19 protein-coding genes are annotated in these 16,457 nt (G+C 66.0%); 2 read left to right on the forward strand and 17 right to left on the reverse strand.

Going from position 1 to position 16,457, the window contains the following annotated elements; all coding sequences use genetic code 11:
* From QE494_RS12760 to QE494_RS12810, 11 genes are all read right to left on the reverse strand, one after another.
* A partial coding sequence (locus tag QE494_RS12760; protein ID WP_300043809.1) for a VC_2705 family sodium/solute symporter occupies positions 1–1,246 on the reverse strand: 1,246 nt, incomplete at its 3' end.
* A gap of 4 nt (positions 1,247–1,250) precedes the next feature.
* Positions 1,251–1,508 carry a DUF4212 domain-containing protein gene (locus tag QE494_RS12765; RefSeq protein ID WP_300043810.1) on the reverse strand — a complete coding sequence of 86 codons (258 nt, stop codon included), beginning with the start codon at positions 1,506–1,508 and terminating at the stop codon, positions 1,251–1,253.
* Between the two features lie 129 nt (positions 1,509–1,637).
* Positions 1,638–2,153 carry a tetratricopeptide repeat protein gene (locus QE494_RS12770; protein ID WP_300043811.1) on the reverse strand — a complete coding sequence of 172 codons (516 nt, stop codon included), beginning with the start codon at positions 2,151–2,153 and terminating at the stop codon, positions 1,638–1,640.
* Positions 2,154–2,212: 59 nt separating this feature from the next.
* Positions 2,213–2,509, reverse strand: a complete 297-nt coding sequence (locus QE494_RS12775; protein WP_300043812.1) for a hypothetical protein — start codon at positions 2,507–2,509, stop codon at positions 2,213–2,215.
* Between the two features lie 236 nt (positions 2,510–2,745).
* The gene (locus QE494_RS12780; RefSeq protein WP_300043813.1) at positions 2,746–3,072 is read right to left on the reverse strand and encodes a DUF1289 domain-containing protein; all 327 of its coding nucleotides are present in this window, start codon (positions 3,070–3,072) and stop codon (positions 2,746–2,748) included.
* A complete protein-coding gene (locus QE494_RS12785) occupies positions 3,069–3,572 on the reverse strand; it encodes a YbaK/EbsC family protein (RefSeq protein ID WP_300043814.1) in 504 nt (167 codons plus the stop codon). The genes QE494_RS12780 and QE494_RS12785 overlap by 4 nt, the downstream gene beginning before the upstream one ends.
* A 14-nt stretch (positions 3,573–3,586) precedes the next feature.
* Positions 3,587–4,495, reverse strand: coding sequence for a hydroxymethylglutaryl-CoA lyase (locus tag QE494_RS12790; protein WP_300043815.1), 909 nt, complete (start codon positions 4,493–4,495; stop codon positions 3,587–3,589).
* Positions 4,496–4,544: 49 nt separating this feature from the next.
* Positions 4,545–5,465 carry a glyoxylate/hydroxypyruvate reductase A gene (locus QE494_RS12795; protein ID WP_300043816.1) on the reverse strand — a complete coding sequence of 307 codons (921 nt, stop codon included), beginning with the start codon at positions 5,463–5,465 and terminating at the stop codon, positions 4,545–4,547.
* 114 nt (positions 5,466–5,579) lie between these two features.
* Complete coding sequence (locus tag QE494_RS12800; protein WP_300043817.1) at positions 5,580–7,598, reverse strand: acetyl/propionyl/methylcrotonyl-CoA carboxylase subunit alpha; 2,019 nt, start codon at positions 7,596–7,598, stop codon at positions 5,580–5,582.
* Between the two features lie 39 nt (positions 7,599–7,637).
* Positions 7,638–8,420, reverse strand: a complete 783-nt coding sequence (locus tag QE494_RS12805; protein ID WP_300043818.1) for an enoyl-CoA hydratase/isomerase family protein — start codon at positions 8,418–8,420, stop codon at positions 7,638–7,640.
* Positions 8,421–8,460: 40 nt separating this feature from the next.
* The gene (locus QE494_RS12810; protein ID WP_300043819.1) at positions 8,461–10,068 is read right to left on the reverse strand and encodes a carboxyl transferase domain-containing protein; all 1,608 of its coding nucleotides are present in this window, start codon (positions 10,066–10,068) and stop codon (positions 8,461–8,463) included.
* 97 nt (positions 10,069–10,165) lie between these two features.
* Between QE494_RS12810 and QE494_RS12815 the strand changes: the two genes are divergently transcribed.
* The gene (locus tag QE494_RS12815) at positions 10,166–11,224 is read left to right on the forward strand and encodes an AraC family transcriptional regulator (protein ID WP_300043821.1); all 1,059 of its coding nucleotides are present in this window, start codon (positions 10,166–10,168) and stop codon (positions 11,222–11,224) included.
* A gap of 67 nt (positions 11,225–11,291) precedes the next feature.
* On the opposite strand, the gene QE494_RS12820 is transcribed toward QE494_RS12815, so the two are convergent.
* The gene (locus tag QE494_RS12820) at positions 11,292–11,873 is read right to left on the reverse strand and encodes a restriction endonuclease (protein ID WP_300043822.1); all 582 of its coding nucleotides are present in this window, start codon (positions 11,871–11,873) and stop codon (positions 11,292–11,294) included.
* Positions 11,874–11,941: 68 nt separating this feature from the next.
* Between QE494_RS12820 and QE494_RS12825 the strand changes: the two genes are divergently transcribed.
* Complete coding sequence (locus tag QE494_RS12825) at positions 11,942–12,196, forward strand: SemiSWEET transporter (protein ID WP_300043824.1); 255 nt, start codon at positions 11,942–11,944, stop codon at positions 12,194–12,196.
* Between the two features lie 36 nt (positions 12,197–12,232).
* Here the strand turns inward: QE494_RS12825 and QE494_RS12830 are convergent, their stop codons facing one another.
* From QE494_RS12830 to can, 5 genes are all read right to left on the reverse strand, one after another.
* Positions 12,233–12,907: an HAD family phosphatase gene (locus QE494_RS12830; RefSeq protein WP_300043825.1), complete on the reverse strand. Its 675-nt coding sequence runs from the start codon at positions 12,905–12,907 to the stop codon at positions 12,233–12,235.
* Positions 12,904–13,311: a YchJ family protein gene (locus QE494_RS12835; protein WP_300043826.1), complete on the reverse strand. Its 408-nt coding sequence runs from the start codon at positions 13,309–13,311 to the stop codon at positions 12,904–12,906. Before QE494_RS12835 ends, QE494_RS12830 begins: the two co-directional genes overlap by 4 nt.
* A gap of 53 nt (positions 13,312–13,364) precedes the next feature.
* Positions 13,365–14,492, reverse strand: a complete 1,128-nt coding sequence (locus tag QE494_RS12840) for an acyl-CoA dehydrogenase family protein (protein ID WP_300043828.1) — start codon at positions 14,490–14,492, stop codon at positions 13,365–13,367.
* A gap of 35 nt (positions 14,493–14,527) precedes the next feature.
* On the reverse strand, positions 14,528–15,709 hold the full coding sequence (locus tag QE494_RS12845) for an acetyl-CoA C-acyltransferase (protein WP_300043829.1): 1,182 nt from the start codon (positions 15,707–15,709) through the stop codon (positions 14,528–14,530).
* A gap of 70 nt (positions 15,710–15,779) precedes the next feature.
* Positions 15,780–16,439 carry a carbonate dehydratase gene (can, locus tag QE494_RS12850; protein WP_300043830.1) on the reverse strand — a complete coding sequence of 220 codons (660 nt, stop codon included), beginning with the start codon at positions 16,437–16,439 and terminating at the stop codon, positions 15,780–15,782.
* Between the last annotated feature and the right edge of the window lie 18 nt (positions 16,440–16,457).

Genomic DNA, 16,457 nt, shown 5'->3' on the forward strand with positions numbered 1-16,457 from the left:
AGCGCATCAGGATGTGCGGCAGCGCAGCTGTACCCACCATCAAGCAGAAGATCAAAGCCAGGAAGTTGCGACGCGATGTGTCGTACGTCTCTTTGGCCTTGGCATCGCCATCCGGGTTGCCCGAGTACTGTTGGGCATGCGCGGGCATGCCGTTCAGCGGCCGGGAGCGGGTGTCAGCACCTGCCTTGGCAGCGGTCCAAGCCTTCTTGGCCGCTTCAGCATCCTTGGGCAGTGCATCGAGCGCCTTCTGAGCAGCTGCGATATCAGCCTGGGGGGCATTCGCGGTCTTGAGCTCATCAAGCTTCTTGGTGGCGGCCTCTTTGTCGGCCGCCAAAGCAGCGGCGGGGTCCTTGAGCTTCTCGGCCAGCGTCGCAGAACGCTCGGCGAAGATGGCACGGACTTCCTTTTCCTTGGGGTCGTCAGTCAGGCGCTTTTCGGCAGCGGTCACTTTTTCCAGCTGCATGCCGTAGATGGCCTGCGGAACCGGGATACCGGTTTGCTTAACCGACAGCCAGACCACGGGGATCATGTAGGCCACGATCAGCACGATGTACTGGGCCACCTGGGTCCAGGTCACTGCGCGCATACCGCCCAGGAAGGAGCAGACCAAAATACCTGCCAGGCCGAGGAAAATCCCCAGCTCGAAGGCAACGCCGGTCAGGCGCGCAGTGATCAAGCCCACGCCGTAGATCTGCGCCACCACATAAACGAACGAGCAGAGGATGGCAGCGAAAATGCCGAGGAAGCGGGGGAAGTTACCGCCGTAGCGCTCGCCCAGAAAATCCGGGATAGTGAACTGTCCGAACTTGCGCAGGTAGGGCGCCAGGAAAAGCGCCACCAGGCAGTAACCACCGGTCCAGCCCATGATGAAGGCCAGGCCCGAGTAACCGGTCAGGTAAAGGGTACCGGCCATGCCGATGAACGAGGCGGCCGACATCCAGTCAGCGCCCGTGGCCATGCCGTTGTACATGGCGGGGACGCGACGTCCGGCCACATAGTACTCAGCTGCATCGTTGGTACGGCTCATGAAGCCGATGCCGGCATAGAGAGCGATCGTTGCCATCAAGAAGATGTAGCCGATCCACTGCCGAGACAGCCCCATCTGCTCGAGGATGGCCAAGGCCACCACGAAGATGATGAAACCGCCCACGTACCACGTGTAGACCTTGTTCAGGTTGGCCTTGAAGGCCTTGTTAGCCGCTGCGCTCGTGACGCCACTGGCGTCATCACCGAAGAGTCCTGCCATTTCTTTACTCCTCTTCAGCGACGCCGTGCTCGACGTCGAGTTTGTTCATGTAGCGGGCGTAAAACCAGATGATCACGCAGTAGGTGATGAGCGCTCCTTGCGCGCCGACCCAGAAGCTGAAGGGCCAGCCGAAGAAGTTAAAGCTCAGGCTGCGGGCGAAATAGGCCACGCCAAAGGTCACCACAAACCAGATGACCAACAGCACCGCAGTGATGTTGAGGTTTTTTCGCCAATACTGGCGATGACTTTCCGTGAGTTGCATGTCTCCTGCCTTCTCTTGTTTCGCCCTATCGGGCGGATCGCGGCCCCAGGTGGTTTCCCACCCGGCTGCAGCCGGCCGCGGCTGAAAATCCGCCCGGTCTCGACCGGTGCGGCTGACGACCCTCGGTCCCTAACCCGGCCCCGCGACGCGCAGGCCGGTCTCCCGTTCCAGTTGGGCCGCCACCTTTGGCTCGAACCCTTTGAGACGGCGAATAATCTTCGCCGCCTCATCGGGCCGTTGCCGGTCGACATGAACCCGGGCAAGCTGGTACCAGCCATAGGGGCTCATGGGTTGCAGTTCGGTGTTTTTCCGCAGAGCCTCAACCGCTTCGTCGAAACGATGCAGCTGTATCAGCACCAGGCCAAGGCCGTACCAGGCCCGGTCCAATTGGGGCGACAAGCGTGTCGCCTCGCGGAAGGCGGCCAGCGCATCGTCCAGATGGCCGGCCTTTTCAAGCATGAATCCCAGGTTGAACCAGGCGTGGGCCTGATCCGGGCACAGCGCCGTCAACTCCCGCTGCAGCGCCAAGGCCGCCTCGTGGCGGCCCAACTGGCCCTCCACCTGCGCGCGGCTGGACAGGGCATAGGCGTTCGATGGGTCGAGACGGTTCATGGTCTCGAACAAATGCAGGGCCTGCTCACGCATGCCGAGCACCAGCGTGACGCGGGCTTGCCAACGGAGCACAGCCAAATGAAGGGGGCGAATCAACGACACAGATCAACTCCAATCTCGACACAGATCTGGATCCGCCAGAGGGTGACGAGCAACCAGGCAAAGCCCAGGAGCAAAAACGCCACCAGCGGCACATGTCTGTCCAGTACCGCACCGGGCGCGACGAAGCGGGTGACGCGAAGAAAGGGGCGAGCAGCTATGTCGAGCACCTGGTAGAAAAGGTTTTGCTCACGCCCGGCGCCGGCGAGCAAGCCAAGCACCCAACGGCCGAAAAGGCACATGAGGGCGATCTCAGAGATCAACTTGACAATGACGAGCAGCGTGAGCATCACCGGGCACTTTGAAGGTCTGCCGGAATGTTGAAATTTCGCCTTACAAGTTTCTTACGACCGGCCTGGGGTGTGGTTAAGGTCTCCGGGTAAGCACGAATGAAATGGCCTTCCCAGGCCATCAATCGCCTTAAAGCGCGGGTTAATCCGGATGCCGCGAGGAGGCCGTGAGCCGTGAAGTGCTCGGTGACGAAAAAGGCAAAAGGAGCTGAAACCGAGCCAAAAGGTAGCTCACCTTATGGCGCTGCGGGGGGAAGAGGACGGGCGGCGAGGCGGGTCAGGAATTGGGCGCGCTCGCTCAAAACTTGCCACAGGTCGCGCCGCTGGGCGTCGGACAGCCTGGACCAGGCAGCGACCTCGTCCAAAGTGCGCAGGCAGCCACCACACCAGCCCGTGGCACCGTCCATTTGACAGATAGACACGCAGGGCGAGGGGGCCGCGGAGGTTACGCCCGGGGCGCCGTTGCCGGAGGCCTGCACCAACGCCGCCTGGGTGATCAACGCCTGGCGCGCAGCAGTCTGATACAGCGCGCCCCGTTGAAGGTCGCTGGGCAACTTGCTCATCCCTGCCCCTGCGCCACGTCGGCCACTGGCGCGCCGCCGGTCAGCCCGGGCAAGTCCTGCGGTCGCAAGCGAAAAACGCCGTTGGGGTGTCCCGCGGCGGCCCAGATCTCCTCAAACCGAAACAGGTCACGGTCGATCAGCGTCACAGGCGGCTGCAGGTGGCCCAGAGGCGAGACACCGCCGATCGCAAACCCGGTGCGGGCGCGGACGAAGTCGGCGTCAGCACGGCCGGTCTTGCCCACCAAGGCGTCCACCTTCTTCTCGTCGACACGCCGGTCTCCGGAGGTGATGACCAGCACCGCTGCATCGTCGGACTTGCGCCGGAAGATGATGCTCTTGGCGATCTGCCCCAGGGCAATACCCAGGCCATCGGCGGCCTGCTGCGCGGTGCGCGCGGCGTCATCCAGCATGACTGGCATATGGGGGTGACCCAAGGCCTCGAGCGCACGCGCGACCCGTTGGACGCCATCGGGCAATGACTGGAGTTCAGCGCCGCACATGATTCGCTGTGGCCTCAAGCCGCTCGCTTGTTGAGAATGGCGGTGGCCGCGCGCGACTGCGGCTGCCGCCCGAGCACACCGCTGATGAACGCGCCCGCGTCCACCAGCTTGTCCAAGTCAATGCCGGTCTCGATGCCCAGCCCCTGAAGCATGAAGACCACGTCCTCGGTGGCGACGTTGCCGGTCGCGCCCTTGGCATAGGGGCAGCCCCCGAGGCCGGCGACCGAGGTGTCGAACTGCCAGACACCCATCTGAAGCGAGGCCAGCGTGTTGGCCAGGGCCTGTCCGTAGGTGTCATGGAAGTGGCCGTAGACCTGGTCGATGTCGAAGTGCTGCAAGGCGGCCTCCATCGCTCGCTGCACCTGCGCGGCGGTGCCCACACCGATGGTGTCGCACACGCCCACCTGTTGCACGCCAATTTGCTTCATCAGGCGCGCCACCAGCGCCACGCGCTCGGGCGCGACGTCGCCCTCATAGGGGCAGCCAACAGCGCAGGAGATGGCGCCGCGGACCTTGATGCCGCGGGCCAGGGCCGCCGCCACCACCGGCTCGAAGCGCTCGATGCTCTCGGCAATGCTGCAGTTGATGTTCTTCTGGCTGAAGGCCTCGCTGGCGGCACCGAAGACCGCAATCTCATCGGGCCGGCTGCCTAGTGCCGCCTCGAAACCCTTCATATTGGGCGTGAGCACCGAATAAGCGACACCGCTTTGGCGCGCGATGCCGGCCATCACCTCGGCGTTGTCGGCCATCTGAGGCACCCACTTGGGGCTGACGAAGCTGGTGACTTCGATACGCCGCAGGCCCGCCTCCTGCAAGCGATGCACCAGGGCGATCTTGGCCGCGGCGGGCACCGGCTGCTTCTCGTTTTGCAGGCCATCACGCGGGCCGACGTCAACCAGGCTGACTGTGCGGGGAAGTTTCATGGTGAGGTCTCGTGTCTGTCTTCGCGGGGGCGTCAGTGAACGGCCTGGGCTAGTAGCCGCGCCCGCGATCCACCACACCAGCGATGGGCTCGCCCCGCTCCATCGCGCGTATCTTGCCGACGATCTGGGCGATGGTCTCGTCGCGCAGGGTGCGCGCCGAAGTGTGGGGGGTGAGCGTGAGTTTGGGATGGCGCCAGAAAGGGTGCGCCTCGGGCAAGGGCTCCTTGCGGAACACGTCGAGGGTGGCGCCGGCCAAGCGGTCTTCATCTAGCAAGGCCAGCAGGTCTTCGTCAACCAAGTGCGCGCCGCGGGCGACGTTGATCAAGTAGCCCCCTGGCAGCAGCCGGCCCAGCGTCTTCCGATTGAGGATGCCTTCGGTCTGCGGCGTCAGCGGCAGCAGGCAGACCAGCACCCGTGTACCCGACAAGAACGCATCCAGCCCCTCGGGGCCATGAAAGCACTCGACACCGGGCATGGTTTGCGGCGTGCGGCTCCAGCCGCGCACAGGAAATTCGAAATGCGCCACTGCCTGAGCGACACGCCGGCCCAGCACGCCCATACCGAGAATGCCCACCGGGAAGTCGACGCGCAGGCGGGGCCGCCGGAACGACCACTGGCCTTGGCGCATCTGCGACTCGCTCAGGTCCAGCTCCCGCATATGACGGACCAAGGCCTGGCAAACAAACTCGGCCATCTGCACCGCCATACCGGCGTCGTCGAGTCGGACCACGGTCATGCTGGGGGGCAGGCGCATGCGCAGCAAGGCGTCGACGCCAGCGCCGGTGTTGAACAGCGTCTTCAGCCCAGGCTGTTCGTCGATGAACTGCTGCGGCGGGGTCCAGACCACCGCGTGATCAGCCTGTGGTGCCCCGGGTACCCAGGCCTCAATTTGCGCCTCGGGCAGGGCCGCGCGCAGGCGCTCGACCCAGGGTTCGGCCGTGGTGTGGGTGCAGCAAAAGGCAATTCGCATGGTTAGGATTGTCGCTGGCGGCCGGTTGTGCCTTGAGGTCACGGTTTACAGGCCCGGTTTACAGGCCCGAGTGAGGGGCCCAGCTAGCAAGCACGGCCTGCGCCCACGCCGGGCTCAGGCGACCTCGAGTTTGAGCAGCTCCGCACCTTCAGCGACCTGATCACCCGGGGCGTAGAGCAGTTCGAGCACCTGGCCGTCGGCCGGAGCGGCGATGGTGTGCTCCATCTTCATGGCCTCCATCACCGCCAGCGGCTGGCCTTTGCGGACCGCATCGCCCGCCTGAACCGCGAAGGAAACCACCTTGCCCGGCATGGGCGCGGTCAGGCGCCCGCCTTCGGACTCGCCCTCGCCCGCATGGGCCAGAGGGTCATGGGCAGCCACAACAGCGGCGCCCTGGCCAGCGAAGACATGGTCCTCTTCGCCACGACGGTAAACATGCAGGCGCTCACGCCAGCCGGCAAAGCACAGGTCCAGCGCCAGGCCCGGCCCTGCGGGCTGCGCCTGCCAAGACAGATCGCCCTCGAAACGTGCATCCCCCACGCCTGCCGCGAGATGGCGCCGGCCTTCGTGGCCATAGCGCAGCTCGGCGGGCAGCGGCTCGCCATCAAGTACATAGGTCAGGCGCCGCAGCGACTCGCCATGGGACTTCCAGCCGTCGCGCCGGCTGAAGGGGTCCGGGCCTTCGAGCGCCTTTTCCCTCTCGAGAGTCATCGCCACCGAGGCCGCAGCCACCAGGGCTGCGGGCAAGGGTTGCTGGTGGAAGAGGGCCGCCTGCTCACGCGGGATGAGGGCGGTGTCCAGGTCGGCGCTGGCAAAGGCACGGCTGCGGACCACACGCCGCAGGAACTGCACATTGGTGGCCAGCCCCACCACATGGGTCTGGGCCAGCGCGGCATCCAGCCGGGCCAGGGCCTCTTCACGGGTGGCGCCGTGCACGATCAGCTTGGCCACCATGGAGTCATAGAACGGCGAGATCTCGTCGCCCTCGCGCACACCGTCGTCAATCCGCACAGCGCCACGCTCAAAGGCCACGGCTGCGGGCTTGCGATAGACATGCAGCCGCCCAGTGGCCGGCAAGAAATTGTTGTCCGGGTTCTCGGCGCAGATGCGCGCCTCGATGGCGTGGCCGCTGCGCACCAGTTGCTCCTGTGTGAGCGGCAGCGGCTCGCCGCTGGCGACGCGCAACTGCCATTCGACCAGGTCCAGGCCAGTGATGGCCTCGGTGACCGGGTGCTCCACCTGGAGCCGGGTGTTCATCTCCATGAAGAAAAAGGCCATGTCACCGTCGGGCCGCTGCTCGACGATGAATTCCACCGTGCCCGCGCCGACGTAGTTCACCGCCCGTGCCGCGGCCACGGCCGCCTCTCCCATCTGGCGCCGCATCGCCTCGGTCAGGCCCGGGGCAGGCGCCTCCTCCAGCACCTTCTGGTGCCGGCGCTGGACCGAGCAGTCACGCTCGAACAGCCAGACACAGTGACCTTGGGAGTCGCCAAAGACCTGAATCTCGATGTGACGCGGGCGCTGCACGTATTTTTCAACCAGCACCGCGTCGTCACCGAAGCTGCTCATCGCCTCCCGCTTGCACGAGGCGAGCGCCACATCGAAGGCGGCCGATGCCTCGACGGCCCGCATTCCCTTGCCACCGCCGCCAGCGCTGGCCTTGATCAGAACCGGGTAACCGATGCGATCGGCCTCTTGGCGCAGGAAGGCCGGGTCCTGGTTGCTGCCGTGGTAGCCGGGCACCAGGGGCACGCCCGCTTTTTCCATCAACTGCTTGGACTCGGCTTTCAAGCCCATGGCCTGAATGGCCGCCGCCGGCGGGCCAATGAAGACGAGGCCAGCCTCGGTGCAGGCGTGGGCGAATTCCTCGTTCTCGCTCAGAAAACCGTAGCCGGGGTGTACCGCCTCGGCGCCGGTGGCCCGTGCCGCCTCCAGGATGCGCTCCCAGCGCAGATAGCTGTCCTTGGGTGCGCTACCGCCGATGTGCACCGCCTCGTCGCAGGCCGCCACATGCTTGGCATTTGCGTCGGCATCGGAGTACACCGCCACTGTGCGCACGCCCATGCGGCGGGCGGTCGCAGCCACCCGGCAGGCGATTTCACCTCGGTTGGCGATCAGGATTTTCTTGAACATGCTCGGTGTCTTTCGGTAGGCGGTGGAGATCCGGGCGCTTCAGGGTTGCAGCCAGGCGGGCTTGCGCTTTTCGAGGAAGGCGCGGATACCCTCGCGCCCCTCCTGGCTGGCGCGGATGTCGGCGATACCTTCGACCGTGCGGTCGATCAACCCCGGCGTGATCTCACGACCGCCGACCTCGTGCAGCAGGCGCTTGCAGGCCCGCATCGCATCCGGGCCTGCCGCCACCAGTGCGCCGGTGATGGCCTGCACCTGCGCATCGAGCTGATCGGCCGGCACCACCTCGTGCACCAGGCCCATGCCATGCGCCTGCGCAGCAGAGAAACGTTCAGCGGTGAGAAACCAGCGATGGGCGGCCCGGCTGCCCATCGCCCGAATGACGTAGGGGCTGATCGTGGCGGGGATGAGGCCAATCTTGACTTCACTCAGACAGAAGTGGGCGCCTTCAGCGGCAACGGCCATGTCGCAGGCGGCCACCAGGCCCATGCCACCGGCGTATACATCGCCCTGGATCCGTACCACCGTCGGCTTCGGACAGGTGTAGATGACTTCCAACATGCGGGCCAGGCCACGACCATCGGCGAGATTTTCTTCGCGGGTGTAGGTGGCCATGCGCTTCATCCAGTTGAGGTCGGCGCCCGCGCAGAAGGCCGAGCCATTGGCCGCCAGCACCACCGCGCGGACATCGTCACGGTCTGACAGAGCCAGAAAGGCAGCGGTCAATTCGACGATCACCTCGTCATTGAAGGCGTTGCGCACCTCGGGACGGTTGAGCGTGACAGTGGCCACACCCTGGTGGAAGGACAGCAGAAGGTGCTTCATGGTTGGCTCCAGATAAATGTGGAAATAAGGGCCGGGGTGCTTACATGCGGAAGATGCCGAACTTGGGCTCGGGAATGGGCGCGTTCAGCGCCGCCGACAGCCCCAGCGCCAGGACCCGCCGTGTGTCTGCCGGATCGATGATGCCGTCATCCCACAGGCGCGCCGAGGCGTAGTAGGGGTGCGACTGGGCGGCGAACTGGTCAAGCAGGGGCTGCTTGAAGGCGGCCTCCTCCTGGGCACTCCAGGAGCCTCCGCGCGCTTCGATGCCATCGCGCCGCACAGTGGCCATCACGCCGGCGGCCTGCTCGCCGCCCATGACTGCAATGCGGGCGTTGGGCCACATCCAGAGAAAGCGCGGCGAATAGGCGCGGCCGCACATGCCGTAATTGCCGGCGCCGTAGCTGCCTCCGATGATGACGGTGAACTTGGGAACGTTCGCCGTAGCCACCGCGGTCACCATTTTGGCGCCATGGCGGGCGATGCCTTCGTTCTCGTACTTGCGGCCCACCATGAAGCCGGTGATGTTCTGCAGGAACACCAGCGGGATCTTGCGCTGGCAGCACAGCTCGATGAAGTGAGCCCCCTTTTGCGCTGACTCAGAGAACAGGATGCCGTTGTTGGCGACGATGCCCACCGGCATGCCTTCGATGTGGGCGAACCCGCAGACCAGCGTGGCGCCATAGCGGGCCTTGAACTCGTGAAACTCGGAGTCGTCGACGATGCGAGCAATGATCTCGCGCACATCGAAGGGCTTGCGGGTGTCAGTGGGCACCACGCCGTGTAATTCGGAGGCATCGTGGCGCGGGGGCTTGGCCGGCTGCAGGCTTTGGCCATGGTCTTTGCGGTGGTTCAGATTGGCCACCGCTTGGCGAGTCAGGGCCAAGGCGTGGGTGTCATCCCGGGCCAGGTGGTCGGCCACGCCCGAGAGCCGGGTGTGCACGTCTGCGCCACCCAGGTCCTCGGCGCTCACCACCTCGCCGGTGGCGGCCTTCACCAATGGCGGGCCGCCTAGGAAGATGGTGCCTTGCTCCTTGACGATGATGGACTCGTCGCTCATCGCGGGCACATAGGCGCCGCCAGCCGTGCACGAGCCCATGACAACCGCAATCTGGGCGATGCCCTGGGCCGACATCTGAGCCTGGTTGTAGAAGATGCGGCCGAAGTGGTCGCGGTCCGGAAAGACTTCGTCCTGATTCGGCAGATTGGCGCCCCCGGAGTCGACCAGATAGATGCAGGGCAGGCCGTTTTGCTGCGCCACCTCCTGCGCCCGCAGGTGCTTCTTCACCGTCACGGGATAGTAGGTACCGCCCTTCACCGTGGCGTCATTGCAGACGACCATGCAGTCCACTCCGCTCACCCGCCCGATTCCGACGATGAGCCCCGCACAAGGTGCGTCGCCGTTGTACAGGCCGTGGGCCGCCAGGGGCGAAAGCTCCAGGAAGGGCGTCCCGGGGTCCAGCAGCAGTTGTACCCGCTCGCGGGGCAGCAACTTGCCGCGGTCCACATGCTTGGCCCGCGCAGCTTCACCACCGCCGGCGGCCGCAGCGGCCACCTGGCGACGCAGGTCCTCGACGAGGGTCCGCATGGCCTCAGCATTGGCCTGGAACTCGGCCGAGCGGGGGTTGAGTTGGGACACGATGACGGACATGCAGATCTCCTCGAAGCCCCTGAAGCTTAGTGAGGCCCACCGGCAGTATTCCGCCACAGAGGTTGCAAATCGTGCCATCTTTCAGCACACTGCGGGAATGTCCACCCCAGACTCCGAGCGCCCCGCTGCGCGCCGCACCACTCCCGCGGCCGTCACGCCAATGGCTTTTGCACAGGTCATAGTGGCGGCCATACGGCGCCGGGGTCTGGACCCGGCCGGGATTTTGAGACAGGCACAGATCACGCCAAGTCAACTGCAAAAAGTCGAGGCCCGGATCAGCGCCTTGCAAATGGAATGGCTCTCGGGTGCGGCCATGCAGGCCCTGGACGACGAAGCCCTGGGCGCCTACTCGCGGCGCCTGCCCTGGGGCAGCTACGGCATGCTGGCGCGCGCCTCACTCAGCGCGCCCAACCTCGGGGTGGCGGTGCAACGCTGGTGCCGCCATCACGGACTGCTTGCCGAGGACCTGCGCCTGCACCTGTCGGTGCTGGGCGACACCGCCACCATCTCGATCGAGGAGCGCCCGCGCCACCTCGCCCTGCCCGAGGACGCGCGCGAGTTCAGCCTGGTCCACCTGCTTCGCAATATCCATGGCCTGGCCTGCTGGTACGTGGACTCACGCATCCCGCTGCACGAGGCGCGCTTTCCCTTCGCTGCGCCGGCTCACGCCACAGCCTACGTTCATATGTTTCCGGGTCTGCACCGCTTCGACGCGACCCAGGCCGAAATCCGCTTCGATGCCCGCTACTTGCGCCTGCCCCTGGTGCGGGATGAGGCCGCGCTTCGCCTTATGCTGCAACGGGCCCTGCCGCTCACAGTGCTGCAGTACCGGCGCGACCGTTTGCTGGTGCAGCAGGTGCGGCAGGTGCTGGCCACACAGGTTGGTATTGCGCACGAAGCGGACGGAATTGCGGCGCACCTGAACCTGTCGGCGCGTACCCTGCACCGACAGCTCAAGGAGGAAGGCGCGAGCCTGCAGCAGCTCAAGGACGAAGTCCGCAGCGCCCGAGCACGCGAGCTGCTGCATCGCGGCGCCAAACCCGTCAAGCAGGTGGCGGCGGCGGTGGGCTTTCGCAACGAGAAGAGCTTCATCCGCGCCTTTCGCGGCTGGACCGGTACCTCGCCCGCGCAATTTCGCCGACGGCTACAGGAATGACCTTCGCGCTCCTCGTGCAAGGGGGCGGGTACCGCGTCGGGCGTGTCGCGCAAGAAGGCGCCCCGCCTCAGCCGCCCGAGGACAGCGCACCGCGCAGCACCTGAGCGAGCTCGGGCGCCTGCACCAGCCGCAGGCCGTGCTGGCGCACCAGGCGCTGCGCGTTGGCACTGAGGTCACCCAGAGCCAGGTACAGGCCCTCAGTGGCGCCCTCGCGCGCCAGCGCGTCGACCAGCGCCTGCACCGATTCCTCGCCGTGGCGGGCCGCCTTCCAACGACGGGCAGCCACGAGGGACTTGCGCCCCTCGCGTTCGAGCAGCAGGTCGGCTCCACCCTCGGTCGGGCGGACAGCATAGCCCTGGGCGGCATAGGCCCGCGTGAGTGCTCTGGAGAAATCGGCCCAGCCCATGGCGACCACCGCCTGCGTCACCGACTCGACCTCGCGGGCGCTTGGCGCATGCCACTGGCGCACCAGTGCCACCACGCTGATGCCAAAAAACGGCAGGGCTCCGAGGGCGCCCACGACCTTCAGATCCACAGGCAGCAAGGCCAGGGCCACCAGAGCGAACGCGGCGGCGACCACCAAGCTCACCCACCACGGCTTGCGCAGGAGGACCGCGAACAGCGAGTTGGGCGCCATCTTGAATTTCATGAACCAGACCATCCGGGAGGGTTGAAGCCTCAGCGATTGTGCCGGCGTCTGGGACAATCAAGCCATCCATGGATATTCAAGACCTCATCGGCTACACCGCCGCGACGCTCACCACGGTGTCCTTCGTGCCGCAGGCCCTCAAGACCTTCCGCACGCGCGATGTGAGCGGCATCTCCCTGGTCATGTACAGCCTGTTCGCCACCGGCGTGGCGCTGTGGCTGGTCTATGGCGTGATGCTGGGCGAAGCGCCCATTTACGTGGCCAACGCCATCACACTGGCCCTCGCGCTCGCGGTGCTGGTGATGAAGCTCCGCTACCGCTGAAGGAGGCCCCCCGCGCGGCCCTCCTGCGCAGGGACCTCAGGTCAGGAGGCCTGGCAGGTCGGCCATGTCCTGAAAAAAGTGCTGGACGCCCACCGCCCGAAGTTGGGCCGGCGTATCGTGCCCAGCCTCGGGTGGGCAAAAGCCAAACACCGTGCCACCCGCGGCAAGACCCGCGGTAGCGCCAGTGGCCGTGTCCTCCACCACCGCGCAGCGGCGCGGGTCGACGCCCAGGGCGCGGGCGGCAGCCAGGTACACGTCGGGATGCGGCTTGGAGCGGGGCTGGTCGTGGCCGCTGAAGATGCGACCCTCAAACGCATGCATCATCCCGGTCTTTTCCAGCTGCAGCCGCACCTTGCCCAGGTCGGCGCCGGAGGCGCAGGCAATGCGGCCGCCGAATTGCGCGTGGATGCGGGCCACGGCCTCGGGGGCATGAGGGATCGCCTGCAGGCGCAGGCGCAGCGCCTCGTTGCGGCGGACATGGAAGGCTTTGAGCCACTCCTCGCGAAACGGCTTGCCGGTCTCGGCCTCAATACGCCCACGCTCGTCCCGCACAGCCTTACCCAGAAAGATGGCCAAGGTTTCGGCCAGGGTCAAGCGCCAGCCTTCTTCTTCCAGCATGTCACGCAGCACGCCGTTGGTAATGCGCTCGCTGTCCACAAGGACGCCATCGCAATCAAAAAGCACAGCGTCGAAGCGGGGTAATGCGGTCAAGATAGTTCTCCATCCAGGTAGTACCAGCGGCCATCCTCGCGAAGGAAACGACTGCGTTCATGCAGGCGGTGCGCCGCGCCGGTGATCGGCCGGCTGCGGGCGACGAATTCCACTTCGGCCCGGTCCGCGCCCGTGGTGCGGTGATCACGCACCTCCAAACCCAGCCAGCGCAGGCCAGGCTCAAGTTCCAAGGCAGCGGGCCGGGTGCGCGGGTGCCAGGTGGCCAGCAGAGTCGCGGTGTCTTCGCGCACGAAGGCGCTGTAGCGGGAGCGCATGAGGCATTCCGCATCCGGCGCAGGCGTCTCGCGCCAGCGGCCGCAGCAAGCGCCAAAAGACAACGGCCGCCCGCGTGGATCGGGGCGGCCACAAGGGCAGGGGTCGTGGTCACTCAAGACGCCGGGCATACGGCGAATTGTCCCCGATGCCCTGAGCAAACTGGCCGCGGCACCCAGCGCGCTCAGAGCGCGCGCTGAATGATGATCTTCTGCACGTCCGAGGTGCCTTCGTAGATCTGGCACACCCGCACGTCGCGCCAGATGCGCTCCACCGGAAAGTCGCTCACATAGCCATAGCCGCCCAAGGTCTGAATGGCGGCGCTGCACACTTTCTCGGCCGCCTCCGACGCAAACAGCTTGGCCATGGCCGCCTCCTTGAGGCAAGGCCGGCCGGCATCGCGCAAGGCGGCGGCATGCCAGATCAACTGGCGCGCGGCCTCGAGCTGGGTGGCGCAGTCGGCCAGGCGAAAACCCACGGCCTGGTGGGTGAAGATCGCCGTGCCAAAGCTCTCGCGCTCTTTGGCGTACTGCACCGCCACGTCGAGCGCGCTGCGCGCCATGCCCAGACTTTGCGCGGCGATGCCGATGCGCCCACCCTCCAGCGAGCTGAGCGCGATCTTGTAGCCCTCACCCTCCTCGCCAATGAGGTTTTCGGCCGGGATACGGCAGTCCTCGAAGCGAATCTGGGCGGTGTCGCTGGAGTGCTGGCCCACCTTCTCTTCCAGCCGGGCGACTTGGTAGCCTGGGTTCGAGGTCGGCACAAGGAAGGCGCTCATGCCTTTTTTGCCAGCGCCTTTGTCGGTGACGGCGATGACGATCGCCACTTGGCCGTTCTTTCCCGAGGTGATGAACTGCTTGACGCCGTTGATCACCCAGTCGTCCCCTTGGCGGACCGCAGTGGTGCGCAAGGCCGAGGCGTCACTGCCCACATGCGGCTCGGTGAGGCAAAAGGCCCCCAGCATCTCGCCGCGTGCCAGGGGGGTGAGCCACGCCTTCTTCTGCGCCGCGTTGCCATAGCGCATGAGGATGGCAGCGACCGGGCAGTTGTTCACGCTGATGGCGGTGCTGGTGCCGCCGTCGCCGGCTGCGACTTCTTCCAACACCAGGGCCAGGCTCACATAGTCAAGGCCGGCGCCACCGAACTCTTCGGGCACGCACACACCATAGGCGCCGAGCGCGGCGAGGCCCTGATGTGCCTCCCGCGGAAACACATGCTCACGGTCCCAGCGTGCGGCGTGGGGCCAAAGCTGCTCCTGCGCGAAAGCGCGGATCGCTTCGCGGATCATGTCTTGGTCGGGGGTCAGCAGCATGGAGTCTCCGTCTCAAGAGGGCCCGCCTGCGCCGGTCAGACCAGCTCAATGGCCATCGCCGTGCCCTCGCCGCCGCCGATGCACAGCGTGGCCAGACCCCGCTTCTTGCCGTGGGCCTGCAGGGCGTGGATCAGGGTGACCAGGATACGGGCGCCGGAGGCGCCGATCGGGTGGCCCAGAGCGCAGGCGCCGCCGTTGACGTTGACGATCTCGTGCGACACCTTCAGGTCGGCCATCAGCGCCATGGGCACAACGGCAAAGGCTTCGTTAACCTCCCACAGATCGACGTCGGCAACCTTCCAGCCCGCCTTGGCCAGAGCCTTCTGGGTGGCGCCCACCGGGGCGGTGGTGAACCACTCGGGCGCCTGGGCGTGGGTGCCATGGGACACCACGCGCGCCAGCGGTTTGCAGCCCAGGCGCTTGGCGGTGGACTCGGTCATCATGACGAGGGCGGCAGCGCCATCGTTGATCGAGGAGGAAGACGCCGCGGTGATGGTGCCGTCCTTCTTGAAGGCGGGCCTGAGCGTCGGGATCTTGTCGAGCTTCACCTTGCCCGGGCCCTCGTCCACGGAGACCAGCACCTCGCCGGCACGACTCTTGACGGTGACCGGAGCGATCTCCTTGGCAAAAGCGCCCGACTCGGTGGCCGCCTTGGCGCGCTGCACGCTGGTGGTGGCGAAGTGGTCTTGCGCCTCGCGCGAGAACTTGTATTGGGCGGCGCAATCTTCGCCAAAGGTTCCCATGGAACGACCGGCCTCGTAGGCGTCTTCCAGGCCGTCGAGCATCATGTGGTCGTAGACCTTGTCATGGCCCATGCGGTAGCCGCCGCGGCCCTTCAGCAGCAGATAAGGCGCGTTGGTCATGCTCTCCATGCCGCCGGCCACCAGCACCTCATGGCTGCCCGCGAGCAGCATGTCGTGGGCGAACATCGCCGCCCGCATGCCCGAGCCGCACATCTTGGACAGGGTGACTGCGCCCGCCGATTGGGGCAGGCCACCCTTGAAGGCCGCCTGGCGCGCCGGCGCCTGGCCCTGGCCGGCCATCAGGCAGTTGCCAAACAGCACCTCACCCACGACCTCGGGCGAGATGGCGGCACGCTCGATGGCCGCCTTGATGGCAACACCGCCCAGGTCGTGGGCGGACAGGGCGGAGAAATCTCCCTGAAAGGCGCCCATGGGCGTGCGCGCAGCGCTGACGATGACGATGGATTCGGACATGGTGTGCTCCGTGGAAAAAGCATTCAAAAAGCGGCCTCACTGACGAGGCGCAGGCCCCCTGGAAAAGAGGTCAATTGCGCTTGGCGCCACCGACCGCGCCGACGGCACCGCGGTACACGCGCTCGAGGTCGGCGGGGCTGTCCACCGTCATGTGCAGGTCCTGGATGAGGCCGTCGGACAGGCCATAGACCCAGCCGTGCAAGGTGAGCGACTGACCCCGGGCCCAGGCGTCCTGGACCACGGTGGTTTGGGCCACGTTGACCACCTGCTCGATCACATTGAGCTCGCAAAGCAGGCTCACACGGTGCTCGGCATCCGTGGTGTCAAGCAGGGGTTTGTGGCGGCTGGCGACATCCTTGATGTGCCGCAGCCAGTTGTCGGCCAAACCCACGCGGGTGCCACTGAGCGCGGCGTTCACGCCGCCGCAGCCGTAGTGGCCCACCACCATCAGGTGCTCGACCTTGAGCATGTCGACCGCATACTGAATGGTGGACAGGCAGTTGAGGTCGGTGGGCACCACCACGTTGGCCACGTTGCGGTGGACGAACACCTCGCCCGGCTCCAGGCCGGTGATCTGGTTGGCCGGCACACGCGAGTCGCTGCACCCGATCCACATATAGCGCGGCGACTGCTGCGACTTCAAGCTCGTGAAGAAGCCTGGGCGCTCCTGCTCCATGCGGGCGGCCCACTCCCGGTTGTGGGCGAAAAGGTCTTCGAGTTCTCGGTTCATGGGCTTGATTGTCCCTAT

Source organism: Ramlibacter sp., from assembly GCF_029866045.1.
GTDB lineage: Bacteria > Pseudomonadota > Gammaproteobacteria > Burkholderiales > Burkholderiaceae_C > Ramlibacter.

Bases quoted from the DNA above. Each gene is read 5' to 3' on its own strand.
- QE494_RS12840 (WP_300043828.1), bottom strand. From the start codon at position 14,492: ATGCTGCTGACCCCCGACCAAGACATGATCCGCGAAGCGATCCGCGCT.
- can (WP_300043830.1), bottom strand. From the start codon at position 16,439: ATGAACCGAGAACTCGAAGACCTTTTCGCCCACAACCGGGAGTGGGCC.
- QE494_RS12780 (WP_300043813.1), bottom strand. From the start codon at position 3,072: ATGAGCAAGTTGCCCAGCGACCTTCAACGGGGCGCGCTGTATCAGACT.
- QE494_RS12820 (WP_300043822.1), bottom strand. From the start codon at position 11,873: ATGAAATTCAAGATGGCGCCCAACTCGCTGTTCGCGGTCCTCCTGCGC.
- QE494_RS12770 (WP_300043811.1), bottom strand. From the start codon at position 2,153: ATGCGTGAGCAGGCCCTGCATTTGTTCGAGACCATGAACCGTCTCGAC.
- QE494_RS12790 (WP_300043815.1), bottom strand. From the start codon at position 4,495: ATGAAACTTCCCCGCACAGTCAGCCTGGTTGACGTCGGCCCGCGTGAT.
- QE494_RS12845 (WP_300043829.1), bottom strand. From the start codon at position 15,709: ATGTCCGAATCCATCGTCATCGTCAGCGCTGCGCGCACGCCCATGGGC.
- QE494_RS12800 (WP_300043817.1), bottom strand. From the start codon at position 7,598: ATGTTCAAGAAAATCCTGATCGCCAACCGAGGTGAAATCGCCTGCCGG.
- QE494_RS12785 (WP_300043814.1), bottom strand. From the start codon at position 3,572: ATGTGCGGCGCTGAACTCCAGTCATTGCCCGATGGCGTCCAACGGGTC.
- QE494_RS12815 (WP_300043821.1), top strand. From the start codon at position 10,166: ATGTCCACCCCAGACTCCGAGCGCCCCGCTGCGCGCCGCACCACTCCC.
- QE494_RS12835 (WP_300043826.1), bottom strand. From the start codon at position 13,311: ATGCCCGGCGTCTTGAGTGACCACGACCCCTGCCCTTGTGGCCGCCCC.
- QE494_RS12765 (WP_300043810.1), bottom strand. From the start codon at position 1,508: ATGCAACTCACGGAAAGTCATCGCCAGTATTGGCGAAAAAACCTCAAC.
- QE494_RS12825 (WP_300043824.1), top strand. From the start codon at position 11,942: ATGGATATTCAAGACCTCATCGGCTACACCGCCGCGACGCTCACCACG.
- QE494_RS12775 (WP_300043812.1), bottom strand. From the start codon at position 2,509: ATGCTCACGCTGCTCGTCATTGTCAAGTTGATCTCTGAGATCGCCCTC.
- QE494_RS12805 (WP_300043818.1), bottom strand. From the start codon at position 8,420: ATGAAGCACCTTCTGCTGTCCTTCCACCAGGGTGTGGCCACTGTCACG.
- QE494_RS12795 (WP_300043816.1), bottom strand. From the start codon at position 5,465: ATGCGAATTGCCTTTTGCTGCACCCACACCACGGCCGAACCCTGGGTC.
- QE494_RS12810 (WP_300043819.1), bottom strand. From the start codon at position 10,068: ATGTCCGTCATCGTGTCCCAACTCAACCCCCGCTCGGCCGAGTTCCAG.